Annotated in this window: 16 protein-coding genes and 1 rRNA gene; 3 read left to right on the forward strand and 14 right to left on the reverse strand. The window is 73.6% G+C overall.

The annotated features are described in order from the left end of the window. Positions 1–18: 18 nt before the first annotated feature. The 3 genes from ACZ6Y7_RS31280 to ACZ6Y7_RS31290 form a co-directional block, all read right to left on the reverse strand. Positions 19–1152: an AI-2E family transporter gene (locus tag ACZ6Y7_RS31280; RefSeq protein ID WP_465761309.1), complete on the reverse strand. Its 1134-nt coding sequence runs from the start codon at positions 1150–1152 to the stop codon at positions 19–21. Positions 1153–1272: 120 nt separating this feature from the next. Continuing rightward, positions 1273–1467 (reverse strand): DUF3046 domain-containing protein, encoded by a 195-nt coding sequence (locus ACZ6Y7_RS31285; RefSeq protein WP_402223376.1) that lies wholly within the window; start codon positions 1465–1467, stop codon positions 1273–1275. 361 nt (positions 1468–1828) lie between these two features. Further along, on the reverse strand, positions 1829–3400 hold the full coding sequence (locus tag ACZ6Y7_RS31290) for a S8 family serine peptidase (RefSeq protein WP_465761310.1): 1572 nt from the start codon (positions 3398–3400) through the stop codon (positions 1829–1831). A gap of 214 nt (positions 3401–3614) precedes the next feature. Here ACZ6Y7_RS31290 and ACZ6Y7_RS31295 point away from each other — a divergent pair, with 214 nt between their 5' ends. Next, positions 3615–8417 carry a DEAD/DEAH box helicase gene (locus tag ACZ6Y7_RS31295; RefSeq protein WP_465761311.1) on the forward strand — a complete coding sequence of 1601 codons (4803 nt, stop codon included), beginning with the start codon at positions 3615–3617 and terminating at the stop codon, positions 8415–8417. 137 nt (positions 8418–8554) lie between these two features. Here ACZ6Y7_RS31295 and ACZ6Y7_RS31300 read toward each other — a convergent pair whose 3' ends face one another. The 9 genes from ACZ6Y7_RS31300 to ACZ6Y7_RS31340 form a co-directional block, all read right to left on the reverse strand. Further along, the gene (locus ACZ6Y7_RS31300) at positions 8555–8824 is read right to left on the reverse strand and encodes a hypothetical protein (RefSeq protein WP_465761312.1); all 270 of its coding nucleotides are present in this window, start codon (positions 8822–8824) and stop codon (positions 8555–8557) included. Between the two features lie 82 nt (positions 8825–8906). Then, entirely contained in the window at positions 8907–9275 is a 369-nt protein-coding gene (locus ACZ6Y7_RS31305; protein WP_049660741.1) for a helix-turn-helix domain-containing protein, read from the reverse strand. Positions 9276–9597: 322 nt separating this feature from the next. Continuing rightward, the gene (locus tag ACZ6Y7_RS31310; protein WP_465761313.1) at positions 9598–10080 is read right to left on the reverse strand and encodes a CinA family protein; all 483 of its coding nucleotides are present in this window, start codon (positions 10078–10080) and stop codon (positions 9598–9600) included. 17 nt (positions 10081–10097) lie between these two features. Then, on the reverse strand, positions 10098–10736 hold the full coding sequence (gene pgsA, locus ACZ6Y7_RS31315) for a CDP-diacylglycerol--glycerol-3-phosphate 3-phosphatidyltransferase (RefSeq protein ID WP_465761314.1): 639 nt from the start codon (positions 10734–10736) through the stop codon (positions 10098–10100). Next, on the reverse strand, positions 10733–12238 hold the full coding sequence (rimO, locus tag ACZ6Y7_RS31320) for a 30S ribosomal protein S12 methylthiotransferase RimO (RefSeq protein ID WP_465761315.1): 1506 nt from the start codon (positions 12236–12238) through the stop codon (positions 10733–10735). Before rimO ends, pgsA begins: the two co-directional genes overlap by 4 nt. Positions 12239–12335: 97 nt before the next feature. Then, entirely contained in the window at positions 12336–13196 is an 861-nt protein-coding gene (locus tag ACZ6Y7_RS31325) for a helix-turn-helix domain-containing protein (RefSeq protein ID WP_465761316.1), read from the reverse strand. A gap of 337 nt (positions 13197–13533) precedes the next feature. After that, complete coding sequence (locus tag ACZ6Y7_RS31330; RefSeq protein WP_465761317.1) at positions 13534–16206, reverse strand: DNA translocase FtsK; 2673 nt, start codon at positions 16204–16206, stop codon at positions 13534–13536. A gap of 147 nt (positions 16207–16353) precedes the next feature. Next, positions 16354–16992, reverse strand: coding sequence for a response regulator (locus tag ACZ6Y7_RS31335; RefSeq protein WP_402226766.1), 639 nt, complete (start codon positions 16990–16992; stop codon positions 16354–16356). Between the two features lie 296 nt (positions 16993–17288). Beyond that, the gene (locus ACZ6Y7_RS31340) at positions 17289–21797 is read right to left on the reverse strand and encodes a HAMP domain-containing protein (protein ID WP_465761330.1); all 4509 of its coding nucleotides are present in this window, start codon (positions 21795–21797) and stop codon (positions 17289–17291) included. Between the two features lie 574 nt (positions 21798–22371). Between ACZ6Y7_RS31340 and ACZ6Y7_RS31345 the strand changes: the two genes are divergently transcribed. Both ACZ6Y7_RS31345 and ACZ6Y7_RS31350 read left to right on the forward strand, forming a co-directional pair. Next, on the forward strand, positions 22372–24933 hold the full coding sequence (locus tag ACZ6Y7_RS31345) for a SpoIIE family protein phosphatase (protein ID WP_465761318.1): 2562 nt from the start codon (positions 22372–22374) through the stop codon (positions 24931–24933). Between the two features lie 257 nt (positions 24934–25190). Continuing rightward, complete coding sequence (locus tag ACZ6Y7_RS31350) at positions 25191–25754, forward strand: GPR1/FUN34/YaaH family transporter (protein WP_465761319.1); 564 nt, start codon at positions 25191–25193, stop codon at positions 25752–25754. A 57-nt stretch (positions 25755–25811) separates the two neighbouring features. Here ACZ6Y7_RS31350 and ACZ6Y7_RS31355 read toward each other — a convergent pair whose 3' ends face one another. Further along, a complete protein-coding gene (locus ACZ6Y7_RS31355) occupies positions 25812–26657 on the reverse strand; it encodes a phosphatase PAP2 family protein (protein ID WP_465761320.1) in 846 nt (281 codons plus the stop codon). Positions 26658–26717: 60 nt separating this feature from the next. Next, positions 26718–26804: ribosomal RNA gene (gene rrf, locus ACZ6Y7_RS31360) — 5S ribosomal RNA — on the reverse strand; the annotation flags it as partial.

Consider the following 26804-nt stretch of genomic DNA (forward strand, 5'->3'; position numbering starts at 1 on the left):
CAAGCCTCGCACATCCGGTCACTCCCCGTCCCCGCCCACCATCCGCCGCAGCCGCCGCGCCGCCTCCCGCCGCAGCTCCCGCCGCGCCCGGCGCTGCTCCCCCCGGTCGATCCGCGGATCGGTGGTCACCTCGTACCGCCGCACGTACGTCCCCACGAAGCCCTGCAGCGTCGCCGCCGCCGGGATCGCGATCAGCGCGCCCACCGCACCGAGCAGCGCCGCGCCCGCGATCACCGCGCCGAAGGCCACCGCCGGGTGCACGTCCACCGTCCGCGCGGTGATCCTCGGGTGCAGCAGGTAGTTCTCGACCTGCTGGTAGACCACCACGAAGACCAGCCCCCAGAGCGCGTCCACCGGCGCCACGGTCAGCGCCACCAGCACCGGCAGCGCCCCGGCCAGGTACGTCCCGATGGTCGGCACGAACTGCGACATGACGCCCACCCAGATCGCCAGCGCCGCCGAGTACGGCAGGTCCAGCAGTGCGAACATCACCCAGTGCCCGGCGGCCGACACCACCGCGAGCACCGCCCGCGAATAGAGGTACCCGCCGGTCTTGGCCAGCGCGATCTCCCAGGCCCGCAGCACCTCCCCCTGCTTCGCGGGCGGGAGCAGCGAACACACCGTCCGGCGCACCCGCGGCCCCTCGGCGGTGAAGTAGAAGGTGAACAGCCCGACCGTGAAGGTCTGGAAGAGCCCGCCGATCACGGTGGAGGAGACGCCCCAGACGTTGTCGGCGGCCTGCTGGGCGTAGTTCTCGATGGTCCCGGAATCCTTGAGCAGCTTCTTCTGCAACTCCCCCAGGGACAGCTCCTGGTGGAAGGTCCGGTTGATCCACCCGATCAGACCGTCGACCAGGTGCGGCAGGTCCTCGGCGATCTTCGCCACCTGGTCGACCAACAGCGTCCCGAGCGCCGCGAGGAACCCGAGCACCGCGACCCCGACCGCCACGAACACCAGGAAGGTGCCCACCCCCCGACGCACCCCGCGCGCCGCCATCCGGTCCACCGCCGGCTCCAGCGCGAGCGACAGGAAGAACGCCACCAACAGCATCACGAACAGGTCGATCAGCTGCCGGAAGGCCCAGTCCGCGAGCTGGAACACCCCCACCAGCACCAGGAACAGCACCATCGCCCGCGGCAGCCACCGCGGCATCCCGCCACCCCACAGCGCGCCGCCCCCACCAGCGCGCTCAGCACCCTCAACCCTGTCCGAATTCCTCTGTTCTGCGCTGCTTGTCACCCCGACAGTCTGTCCCATACGGGGCGACGGAACTCACCTCAGCAGCGTCGAAACCCCCTGGGTCTCACACACCACACGCCACACGTCCTTGGCCTCCCACCCCGCCTCCAACGCCTGCCGCACCGTCCGCCCACCCAACTCGGCCATCACATGATCGGTCGCGAACGACTCCGCGTACGCCTCCCCGAAGTGCGCGTACATCCGTCGCCAGAACTCCGTCAGCCTCATACCCCCCAGTATCCCGGACCCACCCCACACCCCCAGCCCCCAACAATCCCCACCCCACCCACAGCCCCCCACCGCCGCCACACCCACCCCACCCCACCTCCCTCCCTCTCACCCACCTCCCCCTCCTCACCCCTCACCGGCCCCCGCGAGAGGGACGCGCTGCGGAAGGGGCGGCGCAGGGGGTGGCCCGGAGAGGGGCGTTGCGGGTGATTTTCAGACTGCCAACGACGCCCAACCCCCGCAGGCCAGAGTCGGCAGTCTGAAAATCATCCAGCCCCTCGGAGCGGCCACCCCCGGAGCCGCCCCGGCACCCACCCTCCCGAGAGCACCCACCCACCCCCCAGCCCCGCGCAGCGGAACCTCACACCCGCCCCACCCCCACCACCCCCGCCCCGAAATACTGCCTCTCCCCACACCCGTACGGCCCCACCGGACACCCCGCCGCCGCCGAGCTCGCCAGCAGCGCCGCCAACGCATCGGCCCCGAAGTCCGGGTGCGCCGCAGCCGCCACTGCCACCGCACCGGTCACGTGCGCAGCCGCCATCGACGTCCCGGCCAGGGCCGCGTACTGCCCACCGGGCCAGTCGGAGACGATCGCGTTCTGGGGCCCGCCGTCCGGATCCCCGCCCGGGGCCGCCAGCGAGACCCGCCCCCGCCCGTAGTTGGAGTACGCGGACGGGTGCCCGTCCCGGTTGAGGGCGGTGACGGTGACGACGCCGGGCAGTTCCCCGGGCAGCCGTACGCATTCGGTGCCCAGGTACCGGATCTGCGCCGGCCCGGAGACCCGGTCGTTGGGGCTGCGCTCGTCGCTCCGCGGGGCGCCGAGGTCCTGCGCGTCGTTGCCCGCCGAGGCGACGACGACCGCGCCCTTGCTCCGGGCGTACCGGACGGCCCGGTCGACGGCGGTGATCAGTGCCGCCTGATCCTTGTCCTCGGGGCAGTTGTACTTCCACGGATCGGCGAAGTAGCTGTTGTTGATCGCCTTGGCCCCGTGGTCGGCGGCCCAGAGCAGTCCGCAGACGATGTTCTCCACGTAGTACTGCCCGAGCGGTCCGAGCAGCCGGACGGCGGCGATCCGCACGCCGGGCGCGACCCCGGTGACACCGTGCCCGTCCCGGGCGGCACCGACGATCCCGGCGACGTGGGTGCCGTGGCCGCTCTCGCCCACCCCGGGGTCGGGCCGCCAGGCGCCGGTGCGGGCGTCGGGGCGGCCGTCGGCGCAGGAGGCGGAGGCCTTCGGATCGACGGCGGTGCGCAGGTCCGGATGGGTGTCGTCCACGCCGGAGTCCAGCACCGCGACCAGCACCCGGCGCAGCGCAGCGGGGTCCGGACCTCCGCCCGCAGCCGGGGACGCATCACCGGCCCGATCGGCACCCGCGCCCACCATGGCCAGGTTCCAGGCACCCCCCTCCCCCGGATCGGGCACGGTCACCGTGCCCCCGTCCACCCCGTCCGCCCGCCCCACCCTGCCCACCCCCACCGCCCCACCCCCGTTGGTCCCCCCACTCCCACCCCGCCCCACCGAGTACTCCCCGCCCACTCCCGCCGAGAAGTCCCCTGCCCCGTCCACCCCGCGGGGCGGTGCCACCACCGGCGCGGTCCTGGTCGCCCCCGCGGCGGCGATCCCGGGCCTGGCCCGCACCTTGTCCGCGAACCCCCCGGTCGCGTACGCCAGCACGGCCCCGATCTGCGGGTACTCCTGCACCACCCGTCCGCCCACCGCCCGGCTCTCCGCCCCGGCCCGGTCCGCACCGGAGGCGTCCTCCCGCTCGGCCAGCACCAGGTAGCTGAGGTAGGCCCGCCCCGGCCCGGAGACGTACGGGACGGCCCCGCCGACCACGAGCGCCGTGAGCAGCATCGCGAGCAGTGCCCGGACCGGCCCGCAGACCCGGCGGCGCCGAGCGGGTCCGCCCGACGGGTGCCCCTGCGCCATCGCCCGGCCTCCGCTCGTCGTTCCGGTGGGTCACGGATGGATCATGATTCCGAATCATCACCATATGAGCGATTTGCCGTTTCTGCCCCCCGGCCTACACCCCACCTCCTCGCCCTCCCCCACCCCACCTCCTCGCCCTCCCCCACCCCGCCCCCGCACCCTCCCCAGCCCCGTCCCACCCCCACTTGTCAGTCCCACCGGGCACCATGGGGGCATGGCGCCCCACCCCCCGACCCCGCCCGCCGACGACCCCCTGGCCGGCTTCGCCCCCGCCACCCGGGCCTGGTTCAGCGGCGCCTTCTCCGCCCCCACCACCGCCCAGTCCGAGGCCTGGAGCGCCATCGCCCGGGGGACGGACGTCCTGGTCGTCGCCCCCACCGGCTCCGGCAAGACGCTCGCCGCCTTCCTCTCCGCCCTGGACCGGCTCAGCAGCACCCCGCCCCCCGCCGAGCCCAAGCGCCGCTGCCGGGTCCTGTACGTCTCCCCGCTCAAGGCCCTCGCCGTCGACGTCGAGCGCAACCTGCGCGCCCCGCTGGCGGGCCTGCGCCAGGCCGCCGTCCGCCTGGGCCTGCCCGAGCCGGAGGTCCAGGTCGCGATCCGTTCCGGCGACACCCCGGCCGCCGACCGCCGCCGCTTCACGACCCACCCGCCGGACATCCTGATCACCACCCCCGAGTCACTGTTCCTGCTGCTCACCTCGGCCGCCCGGGAGGCCCTGCGCGGCGTGGACACGGTGATCCTCGACGAGGTGCACGCCGTCGCCGGCACCAAACGCGGCGCCCACCTCGCCCTCACCCTGGAGCGGCTGGACGAACTGCTGGACCGCCCGGCCCGCCGGATCGGCCTGTCCGCGACGGTCCGCCCGGTCGAGGAGGTGGCCCGCTTCCTCAGTCCGCAGCGCGGCGCCGTCGTGGTCCAGCCCCCGGCCGCCAAGGACTTCGACCTCTCCGTGGTCGTCCCCGTCCCCGACCTGGACGACCTGCCCGCCGCCCCGGCCACCGGCGGCGCCGCCGGCAGCGACCCGCAGCGGCAGACCTCGATCTGGCCGCACGTCGAGGAGCGGATCGTCGACCTGGTCGAGGCGCACCGCTCGACCATCGTCTTCGCCAACTCCCGCCGCCTGGCCGAGCGCCTGTGCAACCGGCTGAACGAGATCGCCCACGAGCGCGCCACCGGCACCGCCGCCCCCGAGGCCCACGCCCCGGCCCAGCTGATGGGCGGCTCGGGCGCCGCCAAGGGCGCTCCCGCGGTCATCGCCCGGGCCCACCACGGCTCGGTCTCCAAGGAGCAGCGCTCCCTGGTCGAGGAGGAGTTGAAGGCGGGCCGGCTGCCCGCCGTGGTCGCCACCTCCAGCCTGGAGCTGGGCATCGACATGGGCGCCGTCGAGCTGGTGGTCCAGGTCGAGTCCCCGCCCTCGGTCGCGTCCGGCCTGCAGCGGGTCGGCCGGGCCGGCCACCAGGTCGGCGCCGTCTCCACCGGCGTCTTCTTCCCCAAGTACCGGGGGGACCTCGTGCAGTCCGCGGTGGTCACCGAGCGGATGCGGGAGGGCCGGATCGAGGCGCTGCGCGTCCCGCGCAACCCGCTGGACGTGCTCGCGCAGCAGCTGGTCGCGATGACGGCCCTGGACTCCTGGCCGGTCGACGACCTGCTCGCGGTGGTCCGCCGGGCCGCCCCCTTCGCCACCCTCCCGCAGTCCGCCTTCGACGCCGTGCTCGACATGCTGGCCGGCCGCTACCCCTCGGACGCCTTCGCCGAGCTGCGCCCCCGCCTCGTCTGGGACCGGGTGGCCGGCACCGTCACGGGCCGCCCCGGCGCCCAGCGGCTCGCCGTGACCTCCGGCGGCACCATCCCCGACCGCGGCCTGTTCGGCGTCTTCATCGCGGGCACCGACCCGAAGAAGGGCGGCGGCCGGGTCGGCGAGCTGGACGAGGAGATGGTCTACGAGTCGCGCGTCGGCGACGTGTTCACCCTCGGCACCACCTCCTGGCGGATCGAGGAGATCACCCACGACAAGGTGCTCGTCACCCCGGCCCCCGGCATCCCGGGCCGGCTCCCGTTCTGGAAGGGCGACTCCCTCGGCCGTCCGCTCGAACTCGGCCGCGCCCTCGGCGCGTTCACCCGCGAGCTGGGCGCCCTGCAGCCCGAGGCCGCCACCGAGCGCCTGCGGCGGGCCGGCCTGGACGACTGGGCCGCGGCCAACCTGCTCGACTACCTCGCCGAGCAGCGCGCCGCCTGCGGCCACCTCCCGGACGACCGCACCATCGTGGTCGAACGGTTCCGGGACGAGCTCGGCGACTGGCGGATCGTCATCCACTCGCCCTTCGGCGCCCAGGTGCACGCCCCCTGGGCCCTCGCCCTCGGCGCCCGGCTGCGAGAGAAGCACGGCCTGGACCCGCAGGTCATGCACGCCGACGACGGCATCGTGCTCCGCCTCCCCGACGCCGACCTGTTCTCCCCGGACTTCGACTTCGGCAGCCCGCCGGAGCAGCGGGGTCCGGACGGCATCCCGTTTCCCGCCGACGGGCGCGGGTCCGGCGCCCACGAGGCCCCGGCCGGCGCCGACGAGGCCCCGGTGGGCGCCGACGCCGCGCTGTTCGACCCCGGCGAGATCGAGCAGCTGGTCACCGACCAGGTCGGCGGCTCCGCCCTGTTCGCCTCCCGCTTCCGCGAGTGCGCCGGCCGCGCCCTGCTGCTCCCCCGCCGCAACCCCGGCCGTCGCACCCCGCTGTGGCAGCAGCGCCAGCGCGCCGCCCAACTCCTCGAGGTCGCCTCCGAGTACGGCTCGTTCCCGATCGTCCTGGAGGCCGTCCGGGAGTGCCTGCAGGACGTCTTCGACGTCCCCGGCCTGGTCGAGCTGATGGGGGACCTGGAGTCCCGCGCCGTCCGCCTGGTGGAGGTCACCACCCCCGAGCCCTCGCCCTTCGCCCGCTCGCTGCTCTTCGGCTACGTCGCCCAGTTCCTCTACGAGGGCGACTCCCCGCTCGCCGAGCGCCGCGCCGCCGCCCTCTCGCTGGACTCCCGGCTGCTGTCCGAGCTCCTCGGCCAGGCCGAGCTGAGCGAGCTGCTCGACCCCGGGGTGCTCGCCGAGCTGGAGGCCGAGCTCCAGCGCCTCACCCCCGAGCGCCGGATCAAGGACGTCGAGGGCGTCGCGGACGCCCTGCGCCTGCTCGGCCCGCTCTCCGAGACCGAGTTGACCGCCCGCGGCGCCGAACCGCTGTGGGCCCTGGAGCTGGAGGCCGCCCGCCGGGTGATCCAGGTCCGGATCGCCGGCGAGCAGCGCTGGGCCGCGATCGAGGACGCCGGGCGGCTGCGCGACGCGCTCGGCACCCCGCTGCCGGTCGGCGTCCCCGAGGCCTTCACCGAGCCGGTCAAGGACCCGCTCGGCGATCTGATCGCCCGCCACGCCCGCACCCACGGGCCGTTCACCGCCGCCGAGGCCGCCGCCCGCTACGGCCTCGGCAGCGCCGTCGTCACCGGCACCCTGCACCGTCTCACCGCCGCCGGCCGCCTGGTCCAAGGGCAGTTCAGGCCGGTCGCCGGCCACCTCGCCCCCGACGGCCACCCCGCCCCCGACGGCCTCCGCACCCCCGAGTGGCACACCGCCCCCGAGTGGTGCGACGCCGAGGTGCTGCGCCGACTGCGCCGGCGCTCGCTGGCCGCCCTGCGCCAGGAGGTCGAGCCCGTCCCGCCCCGTGCCCTGGCCGCCTTCCTCCCGCAGTGGCAGCACCTGGCCGGACACCGGCTGCGCGGCCCGGACGGCCTGCTGCGGGTGGTCGAGCAGCTCCAGGGCACCGTGCTGCCCGCCTCCGCCCTGGAGAAGCTGGTCCTCCCGGCCCGGCTCGCCGACTACTCCCCCGGCCTGCTGGACGAACTGATGGCGGCCGGCGAGATCGGCTGGTGCGGAGCCGGTGCGCTGCCCGGCAAGGACGGCTGGCTCAGCCTCCACCTCACCGAGAACGCCCACCTGCTGCGCCCGGAGCCCGTCCCGCCCACGCTCACCCCGCTGCACAGCGCGCTGATGTCCGCGCTGGCCGGCGGCTACGGCCTGTTCTTCCGCCAGCTCGTCCAGCAGCTCCCGGAGGAGACCGCCGAGCCCGAGGTGGTCGAGGCCCTGTGGGACCTGGTCTGGGCCGGGTACGTCACCAACGACACCCTCGCCCCGCTGCGCGCCCTGCTGGGCTCCGGCCGGACGGCGGGCGCCACCGCCCACCGCGCGCCCCGGGCGACCCCGCGCGGCCGCTACGGCGGCGCCGGTCGCGCCTTCGGCCGGGCCGGCGGCGCCCTGCGCAGCGGCCCGCCGACGGTGGCCGGGCGCTGGTCGCTGCTGCCCGCCTTCGCCGCCGACCCGACGGTCCGGGCCACCGCCCAGGCGCAGAGCCTGCTGGACCGGCACGGCCTGCTCACCCGGGGCACGGTGGCGGCCGAACGGGTGCCCGGCGGCTTCGCCGGGGTGTACCGGGTGCTGGCCGCCATGGAGGAGCGCGGCAAGGCCCGCCGGGGCTATTTCGTCGAAGGCCTCGGCGGCGCCCAGTTCGCCATGGAGGGCGCGGCCGACCGGCTGCGCTCGGTCAACGGCCGGCTGGAGCGGGCCCGGGCCACCGAGTGGCCGTCCGGCCCGGCCACCGAGCCGGCCCAGACGCTGGTGCTGGCCGCCGCCGATCCGGCGAACGCCTACGGCGCCGCCCTGCCCTGGCCGGAGCCGCCCACCGCTCCCGGCGGCAAGGAGTCCACGGCGCACCGCCCGGGCCGCAAGGCGGGCGCCCTGGTGGTCCTGGTGGACGGCGAGCTGGCGCTGTACGTGGAGCGCGGCGGAAAGTCCCTGCTGGCCTGGCCGGAGGACGGGCCCACCCGGGCGCTCGCGGCCGGAGCGCTGGCCGCCGCCGTCCGCGAGGGCGCGCTCGGCAGCGTCACGGTGGAGCGGGCGAACGGCGAGCCCGCCCTCGGCTCGGAGCTCGGCCGCGCCCTGGAGGAGGCCGGCTTCCACGCCACCCCGCGCGGACTGCGCCTGCGCCCCTGAGCCCGCCCCCGCCCGCACCGCCGAGCCGCCGCCCGCGGACGCCCGGCAACCCCCGGAACACAGCCCCCGAAGCACAGCGCCCCGAACACACCGGAGGCCGCGAGGTCCAGGACCCCGCGGCCTTCGGCCACGTCGGTTCACCCGATCGGCGGCGGCTGCGCCTCCACCGGTCGTACCGCCTCCGCGCGTCGGCGGGTGGCCGGTCCGGTCGCGTCCCGGTCGGCGTGGACCGGAATGAGACCGAGCCCCCAGCCTCCGGCCGCGAGCAGGCCCAGCACCGCCCCGTCGGCCGGCCGGCCGTGGACGACCGGCAGCCAGACGAGAGCGGCGGCCGACACGGCCAGGACCCACCGCACCCGGCGTCGCACCCGGAGCAACAACCGCGCCCGGACCCGTATTCGGGCCACCGGGCGCACCATCGCGACTCTCCGCACGACCGCCCTCCCTTCGCTCGCCCCGGGCACGGACGCCCGGGAGTCGAGGCCGGGATCAGGCGGCGACCACGTCCATCGCGGCAGCCTTGGGCGACATGTTCGCCCGATCGGTGCCGGGGGCGGGCAGCGGAACCGGTTCGAGTACCGGCCTCAGCAGATCACCTTCGGAGAGGGTGGCCATCGCCGCAAGTTCGGCGAGCGACAGTTCGTCGCTGACCTCGCGCATGACCTCGGACATCCGGACGTCGAGTGCGTCGCAGATGGCGGAGAGCAGCTCCGAGGAGGCCTCCTTCTGACCCCGCTCCACCTCGGAGAGGTACCCGAGCGAAACCCTGGCGGCCGCCGACACCTCGCGGAGTGTGCGGCCCTGGCGCTGGCGCTGCCGACGCAGTACATCGCCCAGTAGGCGACGGAGCAGGATCATCGGTGCCTCCCTCCTCGGACTGCGGATCGAGATGTCACGCCCCCACCGTACCGCCTTGCCCGCTTCGCGTGCGGGGACCCTGGTCGTGTTCACTCTGGGCTGCAAGGCTGTCCCCCTCCTTGTTCCGGTGTCCTACCCGGGTTTGCGGGCCCCTCGTGGTACCCGACGCGGGCCACCCGGCCACCGTCACGCAACTCGTTCGCCACCTGGTTTCTGCCCAACCAGGCCGTTGGATGTAACACGATCCTCCAGCTGTGTCATGCCCGGGCGCCAGAGCGGCGGATCTCGGTTCGGTGGAGATCCGCCGGAGCGGGGCCCGTCGTCATCCTGTGAGCCGGCCGACGAGCAGTTCCAGCGCGGCGGTCACCGCCCCGTGACGGATTGTGGCACGCGCGCCCGACAGCAGGGGCGAACTGACCAGAGTTCCCCCCGGTCCGGCGACCGCGAGGTGTACGGTGCCCACCGGCTGTCCGTCCTGCGGCTCCGGGCCGGCCACCCCGGTCGTCGCGAGCCCGTACGTCGCGCCCAGCAGCCCGCGCACGCCCTCGGCCATCTGCCGGGCCACCACCGGGTGGACCGGCCCGTACACGTCCAGCAGGCCCTCGTCCACCCCGAGCACGGACGCCTTCAGCTCGGTCGCGTACGCCGTGACCGAGCCCCGGAACGTCGCGGACGCCCCGGGGACGTCCACCAGCGCGGCGGCCAGCAGACCGCCGGTCAGCGACTCGGCGACGGCCAGCGTGCCGCCCTCGGCCCGCAGCGCGGCGTGCACCCGCTCGGCCAGCGCGTAGTCGTGCTCCGCCATCGGCTCTCCCCCGTCGCTCAACGGCCCGCGCGCTCCGCGGCCTGGCCCTCGCGGCGCAGTCGCAGCGCCTGTCCGACGTAGTCCAGCGCGGTGCCGACGGTCAGCAGCACCGCCAGCCCCATCAGCACGGCCCGCCCGGTGGCCAGCCAGCCGGTCAGCGCCAGGACGTACATGCCGACCGCGGTGCCCTGCGTCAGCGTCTTGAGCTTGCCGCCGCGGCTGGCCGGGATAACGCCGTAGCGGATCACCCAGAAGCGCATCAGCGTGATGCCCAGCTCGCGGGCGAGGATCACCACGGTGACCCACCAGGGCAGGTCGCCGAGGAGCGAGAGGCCGATCAGCGCGGAGCCCATGATCGCCTTGTCCGCGATCGGGTCGGCGATCTTCCCGAAGTCGGTGACCAGGCCCTTGCGGCGGGCCAGCTCACCGTCGAACAGGTCGGTGATCATCGCGATGGCGAACGCGGCCCAGGCGACCGAGCGCCACTTGGGGTTGTGCCCGCCGTCGGCGAACAGCAGCGCCACGAAGACCGGCACCAGCAGCACCCGGACCATCGTGAGCACGTTGGCGATGTTCCAGACCCCCGGGGTCGGCGGCGCCGCGGCCGCCGGTCTGCCCGGGTGGGCCGCGGCCGGGGCGGCTGGCCCCTTGGTCATTCCCCGGCTCCCGGGGTCCCGGCCCCGGGGGCCTTCGGCAGTCGCACCTGCTCCAGCGCCTCGGCGATCAGGTCGACGCCCTCGCTGGCCACCACCTTGGCCCGCCAGAACTGCCCGACCTCGGGCGCCTCGACGCCCTCCAGGGTGGTCAGGCCGTCGGTCTCCGGCGCCTGGTGGGCGGCCCGACCCTCGACCACGCCGTCCTCGATCGACTCGATCAGCACCTCGACCTCGGTGCCGATCCGCTGCTCGGCCCGCTGGGCGGTCATCTCCTCGGCCAGCCGGCTCAGCCGGTCCAGCCGCTCGGCGATGACGTCCTCGGGGAGCTTGCCGTCGTAGGTCGCGGCCTCGGTGCCGTCCTCGTCCGAGTAGCCGAAGACGCCGATCGCGTCGAGCCCGGCGTGCGTGACGAAGCGTTCCAGCTCGGCGAAGTCCTCCTCGGTCTCCCCGGGGAAGCCGACGATGAAGTTGGACCGGGCGCCGGCCTGCGGGGCCTTGTCGCGGATGGTGCCGAGCAGCTCCAGGAACTGGTCGGTGGAGCCGAAGCGGCGCATCCGGCGCAGCACGGCCGGCGCCGAGTGCTGGAAGGACAGGTCGAAGTAGGGCAGCACGTCGGGGGTGCCGGTCATCGCGTCGATCAGGCCCGGGCGCATCTCGGCCGGCTGCAGGTAGGAGACCCGCACCCGCTCGACGCCCTCGATCGCGGCGATCTCGCCGAGCAGCGTCTCCAGCAGCCGGATGTCGCCGAGGTCCTTGCCGTACGAGGTGTTGTTCTCGCTGACCAGGACGATCTCGCGGACGCCCTGCTCGGCCAGCCAGCGGGCCTCGTTCAGCACGTCGGAGGGGCGGCGGGAGATGAAGGAGCCGCGGAAGGCCGGGATGGCGCAGAAGGAGCAGCGCCGGTCGCAGCCGGAGGCGAGCTTGACCGAGGCGACGGGGCTGTCGTCCAGCCGCTTGCGCAGGGTGCGCGGGCCGGAGGCCGGGGCGAGGCCCTCGGGCAGGTCGGCGATGGGCTCGGCGGCGGCCTCGGCGCCGTGGCCGGGCAGCGCGACGGCCTCGGCGGCGGACTGCCGCTCGGCGGGGCTGATCGGCAGCAGCTTGCGGCGGTCGCGCGGGATGTGCGGGGCGTGGTGGCCGCCGGAGAGGATGGTCTGCAGGCGGTCGGAGATGTCGGCGTAGTCGTCGAAGCCGAGCACGCCGTCGGCCTCGGGCAGCGCGTCCGCGAGCTCCTTGCCGTACCGCTCGGCCATGCAGCCGACCGCCACGACGGCCTGGGTGCGGCCGTGGCCCTTGAGGTCGTTGGCCTCCAGGAGGGCGTCCACGGAGTCCTTCTTGGCGGCTTCGACGAAGCCGCAGGTGTTGACGACGGCGACGTCGGCTTCGGCGGCGTCGTCGACGAGCAACCAGCCGTCGGCCTCCAGTCGCCCGGCGAGTTCCTCGGAGTCCACCTCGTTGCGGGCGCATCCGAGCGTGACAAGGGCGACAGTACGGCGTTCAGGCATAGGCCCAAGATTAACGCGCGGCCTCCGGTGCCGTTCGCCCCGGAGGCCGCGCGCCTCGGATCAGCTGATCATCACCGGGCCCCGCCGGCCCCTGTGGTCAGCCCGCCTGCGGGTCTCCGGGGGTGTACGTGACGTGCACCACCTGGCCGTCCTTGCCCAGGAGGCCGAGGTCCTTGCCGTTGACGTACGCGTGCACGGCCCCGCCGTTGCCCAGCACCAGCTTGATCTGCTTGGGGTCGGTGAAGGTCTGGTCCTGGCCGTCGCTGAGGTTGTTCTGGAACAGCGACTTGCCGCTGCTGTTCATCGCCGAGACCCAGCTGGTGCCCTCGGCGACCAGCTTGACGGTGACCTTGTCGGCCGGGACGGCGGCGATCGCGGCGGCGCTCGGCACGGGCGCCGGCGGCTGGACGGTCGGCGTCGCGGCGGGGGCGACCGAGCCGGTGCCGGAGCCGCTGGGCAGCGGCGCGCTGGCCGAGCCCGTGGTGCCGTGCCCGTCCTTGCCGCTGACCAGGTTGAAGCCGATCAGGGCGACCACCGCGACGATCGCGGCGACCATGGCGGCCGCCCAGTTGGGCCGGCCGCGGGCGGGCACCTTGATCGGGCCGCTGTCGATCAGCTGGCTCGCCGTGCGCTTGGCGTCCGGCGGGCCGCCGTGCGCGGCGTCGTAGCGGGCGACCAGCTCATCGCCGTCCACGCCGACGGCGCGGGCGATCAGGCGGATGTGCCCGCGGGCGTAGAAGTCGCCTCCGCAGCGGCCGAAGTCGTCCTCCTCGATGGCATGGACGATCGGCACCCGGACGCGGGTGGCGGTACTCACCTGGTCCACCGTGAGTCCCGCGTCGATCCGGGCGGCGGACAGCACCCGGCCGATGCTCGGGGCATCGGCCGCCTGTACCGCGTCGTCGGTCGGTTCGACGGACGACGCGTTCTCGCGGTCGGGGGACTTGCCGATGGTCACGGGGCACGCCTTTCGAGCGGATGGCCACCTGCTGGGGAACAGTCTAGGGGCGTGGGCGGATCGTTTCTCAAGCGGAACGGGACCGAATGCGCGCACCCGCTCCGCCCCGGGTCCGGCACCCCGCTGACCGGCCGTCAGCGCAGCCCCGGCGGGGCCCCGGGGTTCACTCTCCGGCCTGTGACGCGGCGTACGGATCTCCGGTTCCCCGGGGCTCCCCGAACGGCGCCCGCCCTCCTCCGAACGAGTGACACCTCGTCCGGGACACGGGGCCGTCCGGGGCCCGCGGCACCGGACGGCAGGCACCGGACGGCACGGCCCGTCAGCCCCCGCCGCGCCCTCAGCCCCGCAGGGTCACCAGGACCCCGTCCAGCTCGTCCGGCTTGACCAGGACGTCACGGGCCTTGGAGCCCTCGCTGGGGCCGACGATCCCGCGCGACTCCATCAGGTCCATCAGCCGGCCCGCCTTGGCGAAGCCGACCCGCAGCTTGCGCTGGAGCATCGAGGTCGAGCCGAACTGGGTGGAGACCACCAGCTCGGCCGCCTGGATCAGCAGGTCCAGGTCGTCGCCGATCTCCTCGTCGATCTCCTTCTTCGGCCCGCCGCCGACCACCACGTCGTCCCGGTAGACGGCGCTCAGCTGGTCCTTGCAGTGCTGCACCACCTTGGCGATCTCCGCCTCGGTGACGAAGGCGCCCTGCATCCGGATCGGCTTGCTCGCGCCCATCGGCAGGAAGAGCGCGTCGCCCTTGCCGATCAGCTTCTCCGCGCCGGGCTGGTCCAGGATGACCCGGGAGTCGGCCATCGCGGAGGTCGCGAACGCCAGCCGGGACGGCACGTTGGCCTTGATCAGACCGGTCACCACGTCCACCGAGGGCCGCTGGGTGGCGAGCACCAGGTGGATGCCGGCCGCGCGGGCCAGCTGGGTGATCCGGACCACCGAGTCCTCGACGTCGCGCGGCGCGACCATCATCAGGTCGGCCAGCTCGTCGACGATCACCAGCAGGTACGGGTACGGCCGCAGCTCCCGCTCGCTGCCCAGCGGCGGGGTGACCGAGCCGGCCCGCACCGCCGCGTTGAAGTCGTCCACGTGCCGGAAGCCGAACGCCGCGAGGTCGTCGTAGCGCATGTCCATCTCGCGCACCACCCACTGGAGGGCCTCGGCGGCCTTCTTGGGATTGGTGATGATCGGCGTGATCAGGTGCGGGATGCCCTCGTACGCGGTCAGCTCGACCCGCTTGGGGTCGACCAGGACCATCCGGACCTCGTCCGGGGTGGCCCGGGCGAGGATCGAGGTGATCAGGCAGTTGATGCAGGACGACTTGCCCGCGCCGGTCGCGCCGGCCACCAGGATGTGCGGCATCTTGGCGAGGTTGGCCATCACGGTGTGGCCCTCGACGTCCTTGCCCATGCCGACGACCATCGGGTGCCGGTCCTCGGCCGCCGCGCGCGAGCGCAGCAGGTCGCCGAGGTTGACCATCTCGCGGTCCCGGTTGGGGATCTCGATGCCGACCGCGGACTTGCCCGGGATGGGGCTGATGATCCGCACGTCCGGGCTGGCCACCGCGTACGCGATGTTCTTGGCGAGCGCGGTGATCCGCTCCACCTTGACCGCCGGGCCGAGCTCGACCTCGTAGCGGGTGACCGTCGGGCCCCGGGTGAAGCCGGTGACCCTGGCGTCCACCTTGAACTCCGCGAAGGTACCGGTGAGCTGGGCGACCACCTCGTCGTTCAGGGCGCTGCGGGCCTTGGCCGGGCCGCCGCGCTCCAGCAGGTCGAGCGAGGGCAGCGCGTAGGTGACGCCCTCGCCGAGCTGGAGCTGCTCCATCCGCACCGGCGCCGGGCCGTGCTCCTCCGGCGCGCCCGGGCCGCCGCTGCGGGCGGCCGGGACGGCGGGCTCCTCCGGCGGTGCGGTGTGGTCCTGCACCTGGTGCATCATGTCCGCCACCGCGGAGGAGGCGGGCACGCCGTAGACCAGGGCGCCGTCCAGGTCGGCGGCCGCGCCGGCGGCCAGGTCGCGGGTGGCGTACGGGTCCAGGGGCTCCTTGTCCAGGGAGACCCGCAGGGCCTGCTCCGGCTCGTCCGCGTCGGGCTGCCGCCGCCGACGCCGGCGCCGACGGGCGGCGACCTCGTCCGTCGGGTCGTCGCTGTCCACGGTGAACGGCAGGGCGTCGGGGTCGGCGTCCTCGGGCGGCTCGGTGGACAGCTCACGCTCCGGCGCACGCCCCCGGCGCAGCTCGTCCTCGGGCCCCGGCTCGACCACGCCGAGCCGTACCCCGAGCGCCCGCAGCCGCTCCGGGATGCGGTTGACCGGGGTGGCGGTGACCACCAGCAGACCGAAGAAGGCCAGCAGCAGGAGCAGCGGTACCGCGAGGGCCGGCCCGGCGGCGGCCATCATCGGGGTGGAGGCGGCCCAGCCGACGATCCCGCCGGCCGCCCTTATCCGGGAGGCGCCGCTGCCCATCATGGGCGCGCCGCAGCCGATGTGGACCAGGCCGAGGACGCCGACCAGCAGCGCGCTCAGCCCGATCACGATCCGGCCGTTGGCCTCCGGCAGCTCGGGGTGGCGCCAGAGCCGGATCGCGATCGCGGCCAGCAGGAACGGCACCAGCACGTCGAGCCGGCCGAACAGCCCGGACACCACCGCGGTGGCCGCCTCGCCCAGCCAGCCCTGCGGACTGAACCAGGTGCCGGCCGCGGTCACCAGCGCGAGCGCGAACAGCAGCAGGCCGACCCCGTCCTTGCGGTGGGCCGGATCGAGGTTCTTGGCACCGTCGCCGAAGCCCCGGAAGATCGCGGCGATCGGGCTCGCCAGGGCGTTGAGGGCGCCCATCAGCACCGACCGGGACGGCTTGGGCGGCGGAGCCGACGCGGCCGCCGCCCTCTTCGCGGGAGCCGCCTTCTTCGCCGCCGCCTTCTTCGCGGGCGGCTTGCCCGGGGCTTTCGCCGCGGCCTTCTTGGACGGTCCCGGACTCGTCTTACGTGCTGCGTTCCCGGGCGTGCGAGTGGCCATGGGTCAGCAGCCTACCGGTGGGGACCACCGGAGCACATGCGCCCGAGTCGGGCCGCCCGGACGTGTCGCAGACACACCGTCACCCTGACCGGGATTCACCCGGGTCGCCGTACGGAACCACCCGGGCGGGTGAGCCGGGGCGGCGGATCAGGAACTTCCGGGGCGCATCGCGTCGAGCGCCCGGCGCAGCCCCGCGAGCTTGCGCTCCAGGTGCGCGGCGGTCGCCGCCACCCCGGCGTCCTCCACCCCGTCCAGCTGCTTGCCGAGCGACTCCGCCTGCTCCTCGACCGCCGCCAGCCGGGCGGACAGCTCGCCCAGCAGGGCCCCGCCGAGGGCCGGCTCGCCGCCGCCGGCCTCCAGCTGCAGCCGCAGCAGCGCGGCCTGCTCCTTCAGCTGGCAGTTCTTCACGTACAGGTCGACGAAGACGGAGACCTTGGCGCGCAGCACCCACGGGTCGAAGGGCTTGGAGATGTAGTCCACGGCCCCGGCCGCGTAGCCGCGGAAGGTGTGGTGCGGGCCGTGGTTGAGCGCGGTCAGGAAGATGATCGGGATGTCCCGGGTGCGCTCGCGGCGCTTGATGTGGGCGGCGGTCTCGAAGCCGTCCATCCCGGGCATCTGGACGTCCAGCAGGATCACCGCGAAGTCGTCGGTGAGCAGCGCCTTGAGCGCCTCCTCGCCGGAGGCGGCGCGCACCAGCGTCTGGTCCAGGGCGGAGAGGATCGCCTCCAGCGCCAGCAGGTTCTCCGGTCGGTCGTCGACCAGGAGGATCTTCGCCTTCTGCATCAGGGCTCGCCCTCCTGTCGCCTGCCTGCTTCCCGGTGCAGGCACCCGCGTACTGCCCACCGCTACCCCGGTCATGCTAGCCGCACCCCCTCGCCCGGCACATCGCTCCGTCGCGAACCGGTCCGGAGCGCGTGCGGCCAGTGCTCCGGCGCACGCTCAGCAGGGCGTCGCCATTCGGTCACTGTTCGCAACGATCGGTGACCCTACCCGGTTCCCGGGCCCGACCGCCAGCAAACCGACCGGCCGGCAGGCGCGAACCCCGGGGCCAGGGCGGGAGTTCGCGCCCCCGGCGCCCGGCATCACCCGCGGTCCCCGCTCAGCCACTCGCTCATCACCGACAGCAGGTGGTCGGTCTCCACCGGCTTGGTGATGTGGTCGGTGGCGCCCGCCTCCAGGGACTTCTCCCGGTCGCCCTTCATCGCCTTGGCGGTCAGTGCGATGATCGGCAGGCCGGCGAACTGGGGCATCCGGCGGATCGCCTCGGTGGTCGCGTAGCCGTCCATCTCCGGCATCATGATGTCCATCAGGACCAGCGCCACGTTCTCGTGCTGCTCCAGCATCTCGATGCCCTCGCGGCCGTTCTCGGCGTACAGGACGGTCAGGCCGTGCTGTTCCAGCACGCTGGTCAGGGCGAACACGTTGCGGACGTCGTCGTCCACGATCAGCACCTGCTGGCCGTCGAAGCGCCGGTCCCCGTTGGCCGGCCGGGGCTGGGCCGGCTCCACCGTCCGCGGCCCGGCGGCCGCCTCCAGGGCGGCGCTGCGCCGCCGTTCCACCGCGCCGCGGCGGCGCTCCTCGGCCAGTTCGCGGACCTCCTGGGCCCAGTGGTCGGCCGGGTTCTCGCCGACCGGCACCGGCAGGCCCACCGGGGTCACGCCGACCGAGGCGCGCGGCACCGGGCCGTTCGACCCGGCCTGGCGCGGTTCCCCGGTGGCGTCCGGGGCCTCGGTGCGCAGCGGCAGGTAGAGCGTGAACGTGGAGCCCTTCCCCAGCTCGCTCTCGGCGTGGATCTCACCGCCGAGCAGCCGGGCGATCTCGCGGCTGATCGACAGGCCGAGGCCGGTGCCGCCGTACTTGCGGCTCGTGGTGCCGTCGGCCTGCTTGAACGCCTCGAAGATCTCCCGCAGCTTGTTCTCGGGGATGCCGATGCCGGTGTCGGAGACCGCGAAGGCGATCAGCTCGTCGTCCGGGTCCTGGATCGAGCCGGACTCCAGCAGCCGCTCGCGCACGTGCTGCGGGACCTCCCGGCCGGCCGGGCGGATCGAGAAGTCGACGGCTCCGGCGTCGGTGAACTTCACCGCGTTGGAGATCAGGTTGCGCAGGACCTGCTGGAGCCGCTGCTCGTCGGTGTGCAGGGTGACGGGCAGCGCGGGCGAGACCCGGACGGCGAAGGCCAGGTTCTTGTCCAGCGCGACGGGCTGGAAGGTGGCCTCGACGTAGTCGACCAGCTGGACCAGGGCGATCCGGGCCGGACGGACGTCCATCTTCCCGGCCTCGACCTTGGACAGGTCGAGGATGTCGTTGATCAGCTGGAGCAGGTCGGAGCCGGCGCCGTGGATGGTGTCGGCGAACTCGACCTGCTTGGGCGAGAGGTTGCCCTCGTTGTTGTCGGAGAGCAGCTTGGCCAGGATCAGCAGCGAGTTGAGCGGGGTGCGCAGCTCGTGCGACATGTTGGCGAGGAACTCGCTCTTGTACCGGGAGGCCAGGGCGAGCTGTTCGGCGCGCTCCTCCAGGACCTGGCGGGCCTCCTCGATCTCGCTGTTCTTGATCTCGATGTCGCGGTTCTGCTGGGCGAGTTGCTCGGCCTTCTCCTGCAACTCCTCGTTGGTGCGCTCCAGTTCCTCCTGGCGCGCCTCCAGTTCGGCGGAGCGCATGGAGAGTTCGGCGGTGAGTCGCTGGGACTCCAGCAGCAGGCCCTCGGTCTTGGTGTTGACGCTGATGGTGTTGACGGTGACGCCGATCAGGTCGGCGATCTGGTTGAGGAAGTCCAGCGCGACGGTCGTGAAGGAGCTGAAGGTGGCCAGCTCGATCACACCCAGCAGCCGGCCCTCGAACAGCACCGGCAGCACCACGATGTGGGCCGGGGAGGCCTCGCCGAGGCCGGAGGCGATCTTGAGGTATCCGGGGGGCGCCTCCTTGAGGATGATCGCCCGCTTCTCCACCGCGGCCTGGCCGATCAGCGACTCGCCGGGGCGGAAGGTGGTCGGCATCGCCCGCCGCTGGTAGCCGTAGCTGCCGATCAGGCGCAGCACGGTGTCGTTCTCGTCGTCGTCCTCGGTGATCAGCTCCGCGGTGCGGCCGGCCGGCTGCGCGAGGAAGAAGGCCCCGTGCTGGGCGGAGACCACCGGGGTCAGCTCCGTCATGATCAGCGAGGCGACGGCCTCCAGGTCCCGGCGGCCCTGGAGCAGGCCGGAGATCCGGGCGAGGTTGGTCTTGAGCCAGTCCTGCTCCTGGTTGGTGCGGGTGGTCTCGCGCAGGTTGGCGATCATCTGGTTGATGTTGTCCTTGAGCTCGTCGAGCTCGCCCGCGGCGTCCACATCGATCCGCAGGCTCAGGTCGCCCCTGGTCACCGCGGTGGCGACCTGCGCGATCGCGCGCACCTGCCGGGTCAGGTTGTTGGCCAGCTCGTTCACCGACTCGGTCAGGTCCTGCCAGGTGCCGTCCACCCCGGGCACCCGGGCCTGGCCGCCGAGCCGCCCGTCGGTACCCACCTCGCGGGCGACCCGGGTCACCTCGTCGGCGAAGGCGGAGAGCTGGTCGACCATGGTGTTGATGCTGGTCTTGAGCTGCAGGATCTCGCCGCGCGCGTCGACGTCGATCTTCTGCGAGAGGTCACCGCGGGCCACCGCGGTGATCACCAGCGCGATGTTCCGCACCTGTCCGGTGAGGTTGTTGGCCATCAGGTTGACGTTGTCGGTCAGGTCCTTCCAGATCCCGGCCACGCCCGGCACGCTCGCCTGGCCGCCCAGGGTGCCGTCGGTGCCCACCTCGCGGGCCACCCTGGTGACCTCGACCGCGAAGGAGGAGAGCTGGTCGACCATGGTGTTGAGGGTCGCGGCGAGCGCCGCCACCTCGCCCTGCGCGTCGATGGAGATCTTCTTGGAGAGGTCGCCGCGGGCCACCGCGCCGGCCACCTCGGCGATGTTGCGCACCTGGCCGGTCAGGTTCGACGCCATGAAGTTGACGTTGTCGGTCAGGTCCTTCCAGATGCCCGACACCCCGCGCACCCTGGCCTGGCCGCCCAGGATCCCCTCGGTGCCCACCTCGCGGGCCACCCGGGTCACCTCGTCGGCGAAGGCCGACAGCTGGTCGACCATGGTGTTGACGGTGGTCACCAGCTCCAGGATCTCGCCCCGGGCGTCGACGGTGATCTTCTTCGACACGTCGCCGCGCGCCACCGCCGTGGTCACCTCGGCGATGTTGCGGACCTGGCTGGTCAGGTTGTTGGCCATCAGGTTGACGGAGTTGGTCAGGTCCTTCCAGATCCCGGCCACACCGGGCACGCTCGCCTGGCCGCCGAGGATGCCCTCGGTGCCGACGTCCCGGGCGACCCGGGTGACCTCGTCCGCGAAGGCGCCCAGCTGGTCCACCATCGTGTTGATGGTGTTCTTCAGCTCCAGGATCTCCCCGCGCGCGTCCACCTGGATCTTCTGCGACAGGTCGCCCTTGGCGACCGCGGTCGTCACCTGGGCGATGTTGCGCACCTGGTCGGTGAGGTTGTTCGCCATGAAGTTCACGTTGTCGGTGAGGTCCCGCCACACCCCGGCCGCCCAGGGCACCTGGGCCTGACCGCCCAGCCGGCCCTCGGTGCCCACCTGGCGGGCCACCCGGGTCACCTGCTCGGCGAAGCCGGAGAGCTGGTCGACCATCGTGTTGATGGTGTTCTTCAGCTCCAGCATCTCGCCGCGCGCGTCCACCTCGATCTTCTGCGAGAGGTCCCCGCGCGCCACCGCCGTGGTCACCTGGGCGATGTTGCGCACCTGGCCGGTCAGGTTGTCGGCCATGAAGTTCACCGAGTCGGTGAGGTCCCGCCACACCCCGGCCACGCCCGGCACCTGGGCCTGACCGCCCAGCCGGCCCTCCGTCCCCACGTCCCGGGCCACCGTGGTGACCTGCGCGGCGAAGCCGTTCAGCTGGTCCACCATCGTGTTGACGGTGTTCTTCAGCTCCAGCATCTCGCCGGCCACCTCGACGGTGACCTTGCGGGACAGGTCGCCCTTGGCCACCGCCGTGGTCACCTGGGCGATGTTGCGCACCTGCGCGGTCAGCCGCCCGGCCATGGTGTTGACCGAGTCCGCCAGGTCCTTCCAACTGCCCGACACGCTACGGACCTTGGCCTGGCCGCCGAGCTTGCCCTCGGTGCCGACCTCACGGGCCACCCGGGTCACCTCGTCGGTGAACTCCGAGAGCTGGTCGACCAGTCCGTTGACCGTCCGGCCGATCTTCAGGTACTCGCCGCGCAGCGGGTGGCTCACCCCGTTGCTGTGCAGCGACCGCAGCTCCATCTTCTGGTCCAGGTCGCCCTCGGCGATCGAGGTCAGCACCCGGCCCACCTCGGCCATCGGCCGGGCCAGGTCGTCGATCAGCGCGTTGCAGTTGTCGACCGCCGCCATCCAGGCGCCCTCGCCCGCGCCCGTCTCCAACCGCTCGTTCAGCCGACCCTCGCGGCCCACCGCCCGCCGCACCCGGGCCAGTTCACCGGTCAGGTGCTGGTTGCGCTCGGCGACCTCGTTGAACACCGCGGCGATCTCCGCCATCGGCCCGTCCCCCGGAACCGTCAGCCGGCGCCGGAAGTTGCCGTCCCGCATCGCGGTCAGCGCGGACAGCAGCTTGCGCAGCTCGGCGGGCTCCGCGCCGCGGTTGTGGCTCGCCCGCCGGCCGGCCGCGTTCCGCGGCGCGGTCCCGGGGCGGCCGCCGCGCTGGGCGGGCGGCGTCGTACCGGTTGCGTCCTTGGTGGCCGAACTCAACGGGCCCCTCCCACATCGTGAACTGTCCGGTGACCGCCCGTGCCGGACCCGGCACGCGCCCGGGCACCGGCCCGGTTGGGCTGCGTACCGGCGGCCTGCGGCGCACCGGCACCCACACGACCGTACTGCTCGTACCGGTCATCGCGGACCCCCCAGTCTGGCAGCACTGGCGCCCGGTGTCCGGTCGGTTGCGCACGGTCGGTACCGCACCGTCCGAAACAGGTGGGCAGAATCACCCTCAGGTGCCTGTTTCGACGCCCCGCCCCCACGGGGAACCAAGCGGAAAGTAGGGTGGAGCGCTGCACCGGGCCACAACCCGACCCCAGCGCCGCCGCTCTGCCCCGACGGCGCGCACGGGGCGTCGGCGCCGCACCCCGGACAGCCAGGGCAAGAGCAGCAGAGGAGAAGTGGCAACGTGGTCACCGCGCGCGCAGCCGCCACCTTCGACCCCGACGGCCGGTCCGCGGCCGCCGCCCGGGGGTTCGTCCGGGACGCGCTGCTCGGCTGGGGCCTGCCCGAGGTCGTGGACGACGCCGTCGTCCTGGTCAGCGAGCTGGTCACCAACGCCGTCGTGCACGCCGGCACCGCCGCCGAGGTCTGCTGCCTGCGCGAGGAGGAGACCGTCCGGATCGAGGTCACCGACCACCACCCCGAACGCGGCCTGCCCTCCCTCGGCGACGGACCCGTCACCGCCTCCGACCGCTACGCCGACCCCGACGGCGAGGGCGGCCGCGGTCTGCTGATGTGCTCCGCCCTCGCCGAGCGATGGGGCGTCGAGTACGGAGCCGGCCGCAAGACCGTCTGGTTCCGCCTCCAGCTGCCCGCTCACGTGGTCGGCACCCGCTACGCCGTTCCCGCCACCCCCGGCAGCGACCTGCCGAGCAGCGCCGGACCGGTCCACGTCGCCGTCGTCCAGCTCGACGAGGACGGCCGCGTCCTGGCCTGGAACCCGGACGCCGAGGCCCTCTTCCAGTACCCCGCCGCCACCGTCCTCGGCCGCCCCTGGGCCGACCTCGCCGTCTGGCCGCAGTCCCCCGGCCGCGGCCTCGGCCTCACCGACACCCTCCGGCTGGCCCGCTGGGAGGGCGGCTACGGGATCCGCCGCCGGGACGGGCACGAGGTCGAGGTGTACGGCGTCCAGGTCCGCGTGCGCGACACCGAGGGCGTCCCCTCCACGCTCTGCCTGCTCGTCCTCGAACCCGACCGCGCCGTCCTGCGCTCCCCCGCCCGCGCCCTGCCCGGCGAGCGCCCCGACCCGGCCGGCCCCCGGCTCGACCTGCTGGCCGGCCCGGTCGCCACCGACGACCTCGACACCCTGCTGCAGCGCACCGTCGAACGCGCCCGCGACCTGCTCGACGGCGACGCCGCCTACCTGCTGCTCACCACCGAGGACGAGAGCGAGTTCGAGGTCCGCGCCGCCACCGGCCTCACCTCCGGGCACCGCCGGCACGCCCGCTTCCCGGTCGAGACCGGCAACCGCTACCACTCCGCCCGGCTGCCCTCCGTCCACGAGGACCTCACCGCGCGCCCCACCGGCCTGCCCCTGCTCGCCGACAGCGGCATGCGCTCCCTGCTGACCGTCCCGCTCAAGGTCGAGGGCCGCCTGATCGGCTCGCTCGGGATCGCCGCCACCGCCCCCGGCCGCTACGACAACGAGGACGCGCTGCGCCTCCAGTTCGCCGCCGACCGGGTCGCCCTCGCCGTCGAGAGCACCCGGCTGACCGAGCTGGAACGGCTGCGCCGCGGCTCGCTCTCCTTCCTCGTCGAGGCCTCCGACCTGCTGGCCGGCACCCTCGAACACGAGCAGACCCTCGCGCTGATGGCCCAGATGGCCGTCCCCACCCTCGCCTCCTGGTGCGCCGTCTACACCACCGCCGACCACACCTCCCCGGCCCGGCTCGCCTTCGTCCTGCACGAGGACGAGGACCACATCGACCCGCTGCGCGACCTGCTCGACAAGACCCCCGTCCCCGAGGCCGGACCCACCCACGGCGTCCGCTTCTGGACGGCGCCGGTCGAGACCGCCGCGGCCGGCGGCCTCACCGACAGCCCCGAACTCGCCGGCCTGCTCGGCGAGACGGTCGCCATCGCGCTCACCGCCCGCAACCGCGTCATCGGCCTGCTGGCGCTCGGCGTCCCGGCCGGGGTCCGGTTCCGTCAGGAGATCCTCGAACTCGCCGAGGACCTCTCCCGCCGCGCCGCCCTCGCGCTCGACAACTCCCGCCTCTACTCCGAGCGCACCGCCACCAGCCAGGCCCTGCAGCGCAGTCTGCTCCCGCCGGACCTGCCGGAGATCCCCGGCGTCGAGGTGGACGTGTACTACCAGGCCGCCGGCGAGGGCAACGAGGTCGGCGGGGACTTCTACGACCTGTTCACCATCCGCGAGGGCACCTACGGCTTCGCCATCGGCGACGTCTGCGGCACCGGCCCCGAGGCCGCCTCGGTCACCGGCCTGGCCCGGCACTCGCTGCGACTGCTCGCCCGCGAGGGCCTGGACGCCCCGCAGGTGCTGCGCCGCCTCAACGCGGCCATCCTGGACGAGGGTTCGCGCAGCCGCTTCCTCACCCTGCTCTACGGCGAACTGACGCCCCGCCCGGACGGCAGCACCGAACTCTCCCTGGTCTGCGCCGGCCACCCCCTGCCGCTGCGCCTGCGCACCGACGGCCAGGTCGACCGCGCCGCGACCCCCCAGCCCCTGCTCGGCGTCATGGACGACCTCGACCTCACCGCCGAGCGCCTGGTGCTCGCCCCCGGCGAGGTCCTGCTCTGCGTCACCGACGGCGTCACCGAACGCCGCGAGGGGCAGCGGATGCTGGGCGACGACGGGCTCGCCGAAGTGCTCACCGGCTGCACCGGCCTGACCGCCGGCGCCGTCGCCGCCCGGGTCCAGCGCGCCGTCGAACGCTTCGCGCCCGAGCCGCCGTCCGACGACATGGCGATCCTGACCCTGCGGGTGCCCACCCAGCGCCAGCCCTGAGCGTTCCGCAGCTGACGCAGTCACAAATTGTTATCTTCACAAGGGTACAAGCGCCCTCGGCCGGGTAGACCGATCTCACCGGGAAACCCCCCGGCGGGGACGTGACCAGCGGGCTCTCCGCTGGCCCCTCACTTCTGACCGCAGCCCACGCACGCTCACAGCCGTGCGCCCTCGGCGCGGTCGCGCGCATCCACTCATCGGAACGACACCACAGCGTTACTGCGCCCTGCGCGCGCCCAGAGTGAAAGGAGCCTCCGGTGAGCAATGACGCTACCGGGGCAACGAACGCCCGCTCCACCGGAGCCGACGCGGGTAACCTCGGCTACCTCGCCCTCGGCCTGACACTGCTCGCCTACGGTCTGCTCTCCACCGGCATCCTGCACGGCGCCGGCGTCGGGGACGCGGCCCACCTCGCCCACCTCCTCGGCGGCGTCACCCTCTTCATCGCGGGCCTCTGGCAGCTCCGCGGCGGCGAGGGCTTCACCGGAACCGCCTTCACCAGCCTCGGCGCCTTCTGGGCGACCTGGTCGGCGGCCGGCGGTGCGGGCAAGAACGCCACCGGTCTGTTCCTGCTGCTGTGGGCCCTGCTCGCCCTCACCCTCACCGCGGCCGGCTGGGGCGCGGGCATGATCGGCCGCGCCGTCTACGGCCTGCTGACCGTCTCCCTGCTGCTCAGCGCCATCGCCACCTTCGGCAGCTCCGGCGGTCTGGCCAAGCTCGCCGGATGGGTCGCGGCCGCCTCCGGGCTCGCCGCCTGGTACTGGGCCACCTCCGCGCTGAGCAACGGCGCCTGGGGAAAGCTCGCCCTGCCGGTCAAGTGAGCCCCCGGCTCCGCTGACCCACCGAGCCGACCCGTCCGGTCGACCCGCCCGCCGGGCTCAGCCGACCTGCTCCAACCGGTCCTCGGCACCACTGCGGGGTCGAGTCTCCGTCTCGACGGAGACCCGACCCCGTCGGCGTGCCGCCAACGCCAGAACCCCGTAGGCGAAGAGAAGGATCGCGACGGCCACGATGCCGTCCGCCCAGAAGTGGTTCGCCGTCACCACGACCACCGCGATCGTCACCACCGGGTGCAGCACCATGACCCACCGCAGCGAACTGCGCGACACCCGGACCACCGCGACCGCGGCCAGCACACACCAGGCGACGTGCACCGACGGCATCGCCGACAGCTGGTCGGCCACCACCACACCGCCGACCGCGCCCCCGTACACCGACTGCCCGTACTCCGCGGCCACGTCGACGAAACCGCTCTCCGGCAGCATCCGCGGCGGTGCCACCGGGATGAACTGCACCAGCAGACAGACCGCGGTCGTGATCACCACCGTGTTCCGCACCCACGCGTACCGCTCGCGGTGCCGCAGGAACACCCAGAGCAGGACCCCGAGCATCACCGCGAAGTGCATGACCGCGTAGTAGTAGTTCGCCAACCGCACCAGCACCCGGTACGGCATGACCGCCGCCTGCCAGGACGCCTCGTCCGGTAACCCGATCACCTGCTCGGCGTGATGGATCCAGTTCGCCCGGTCCAGCGCGTGGTCCGCGCTCATCACCGACAGGTGCCCGACCAACTGCCAGAGCGCGAACAGCGCCAGCAGCGTGCCGGCCTCCCGCAGCAGTGCCGACAGCCACGGCTTCCGGACCCTCGACGCGACGTACGCGCCCGCGTAGAGGCCGGCGGCGGCGCCCCCGGCGGACTGCCAGGTCAGGGTCAGGTTCTGCATTGGCAGAGGCTAACGCAAAAAGCCCCTTCCCGGTCCGGGAAGGGGCTTTTTGGAATGATTGTTCGGCGGCGTCCTACTCTCCCACAGGGTCCCCCCTGCAGTACCATCGGCGCTGTGAGGCTTAGCTTCCGGGTTCGGAATGTAACC

Source organism: Kitasatospora sp. NPDC053308 (assembly GCF_055585785.1).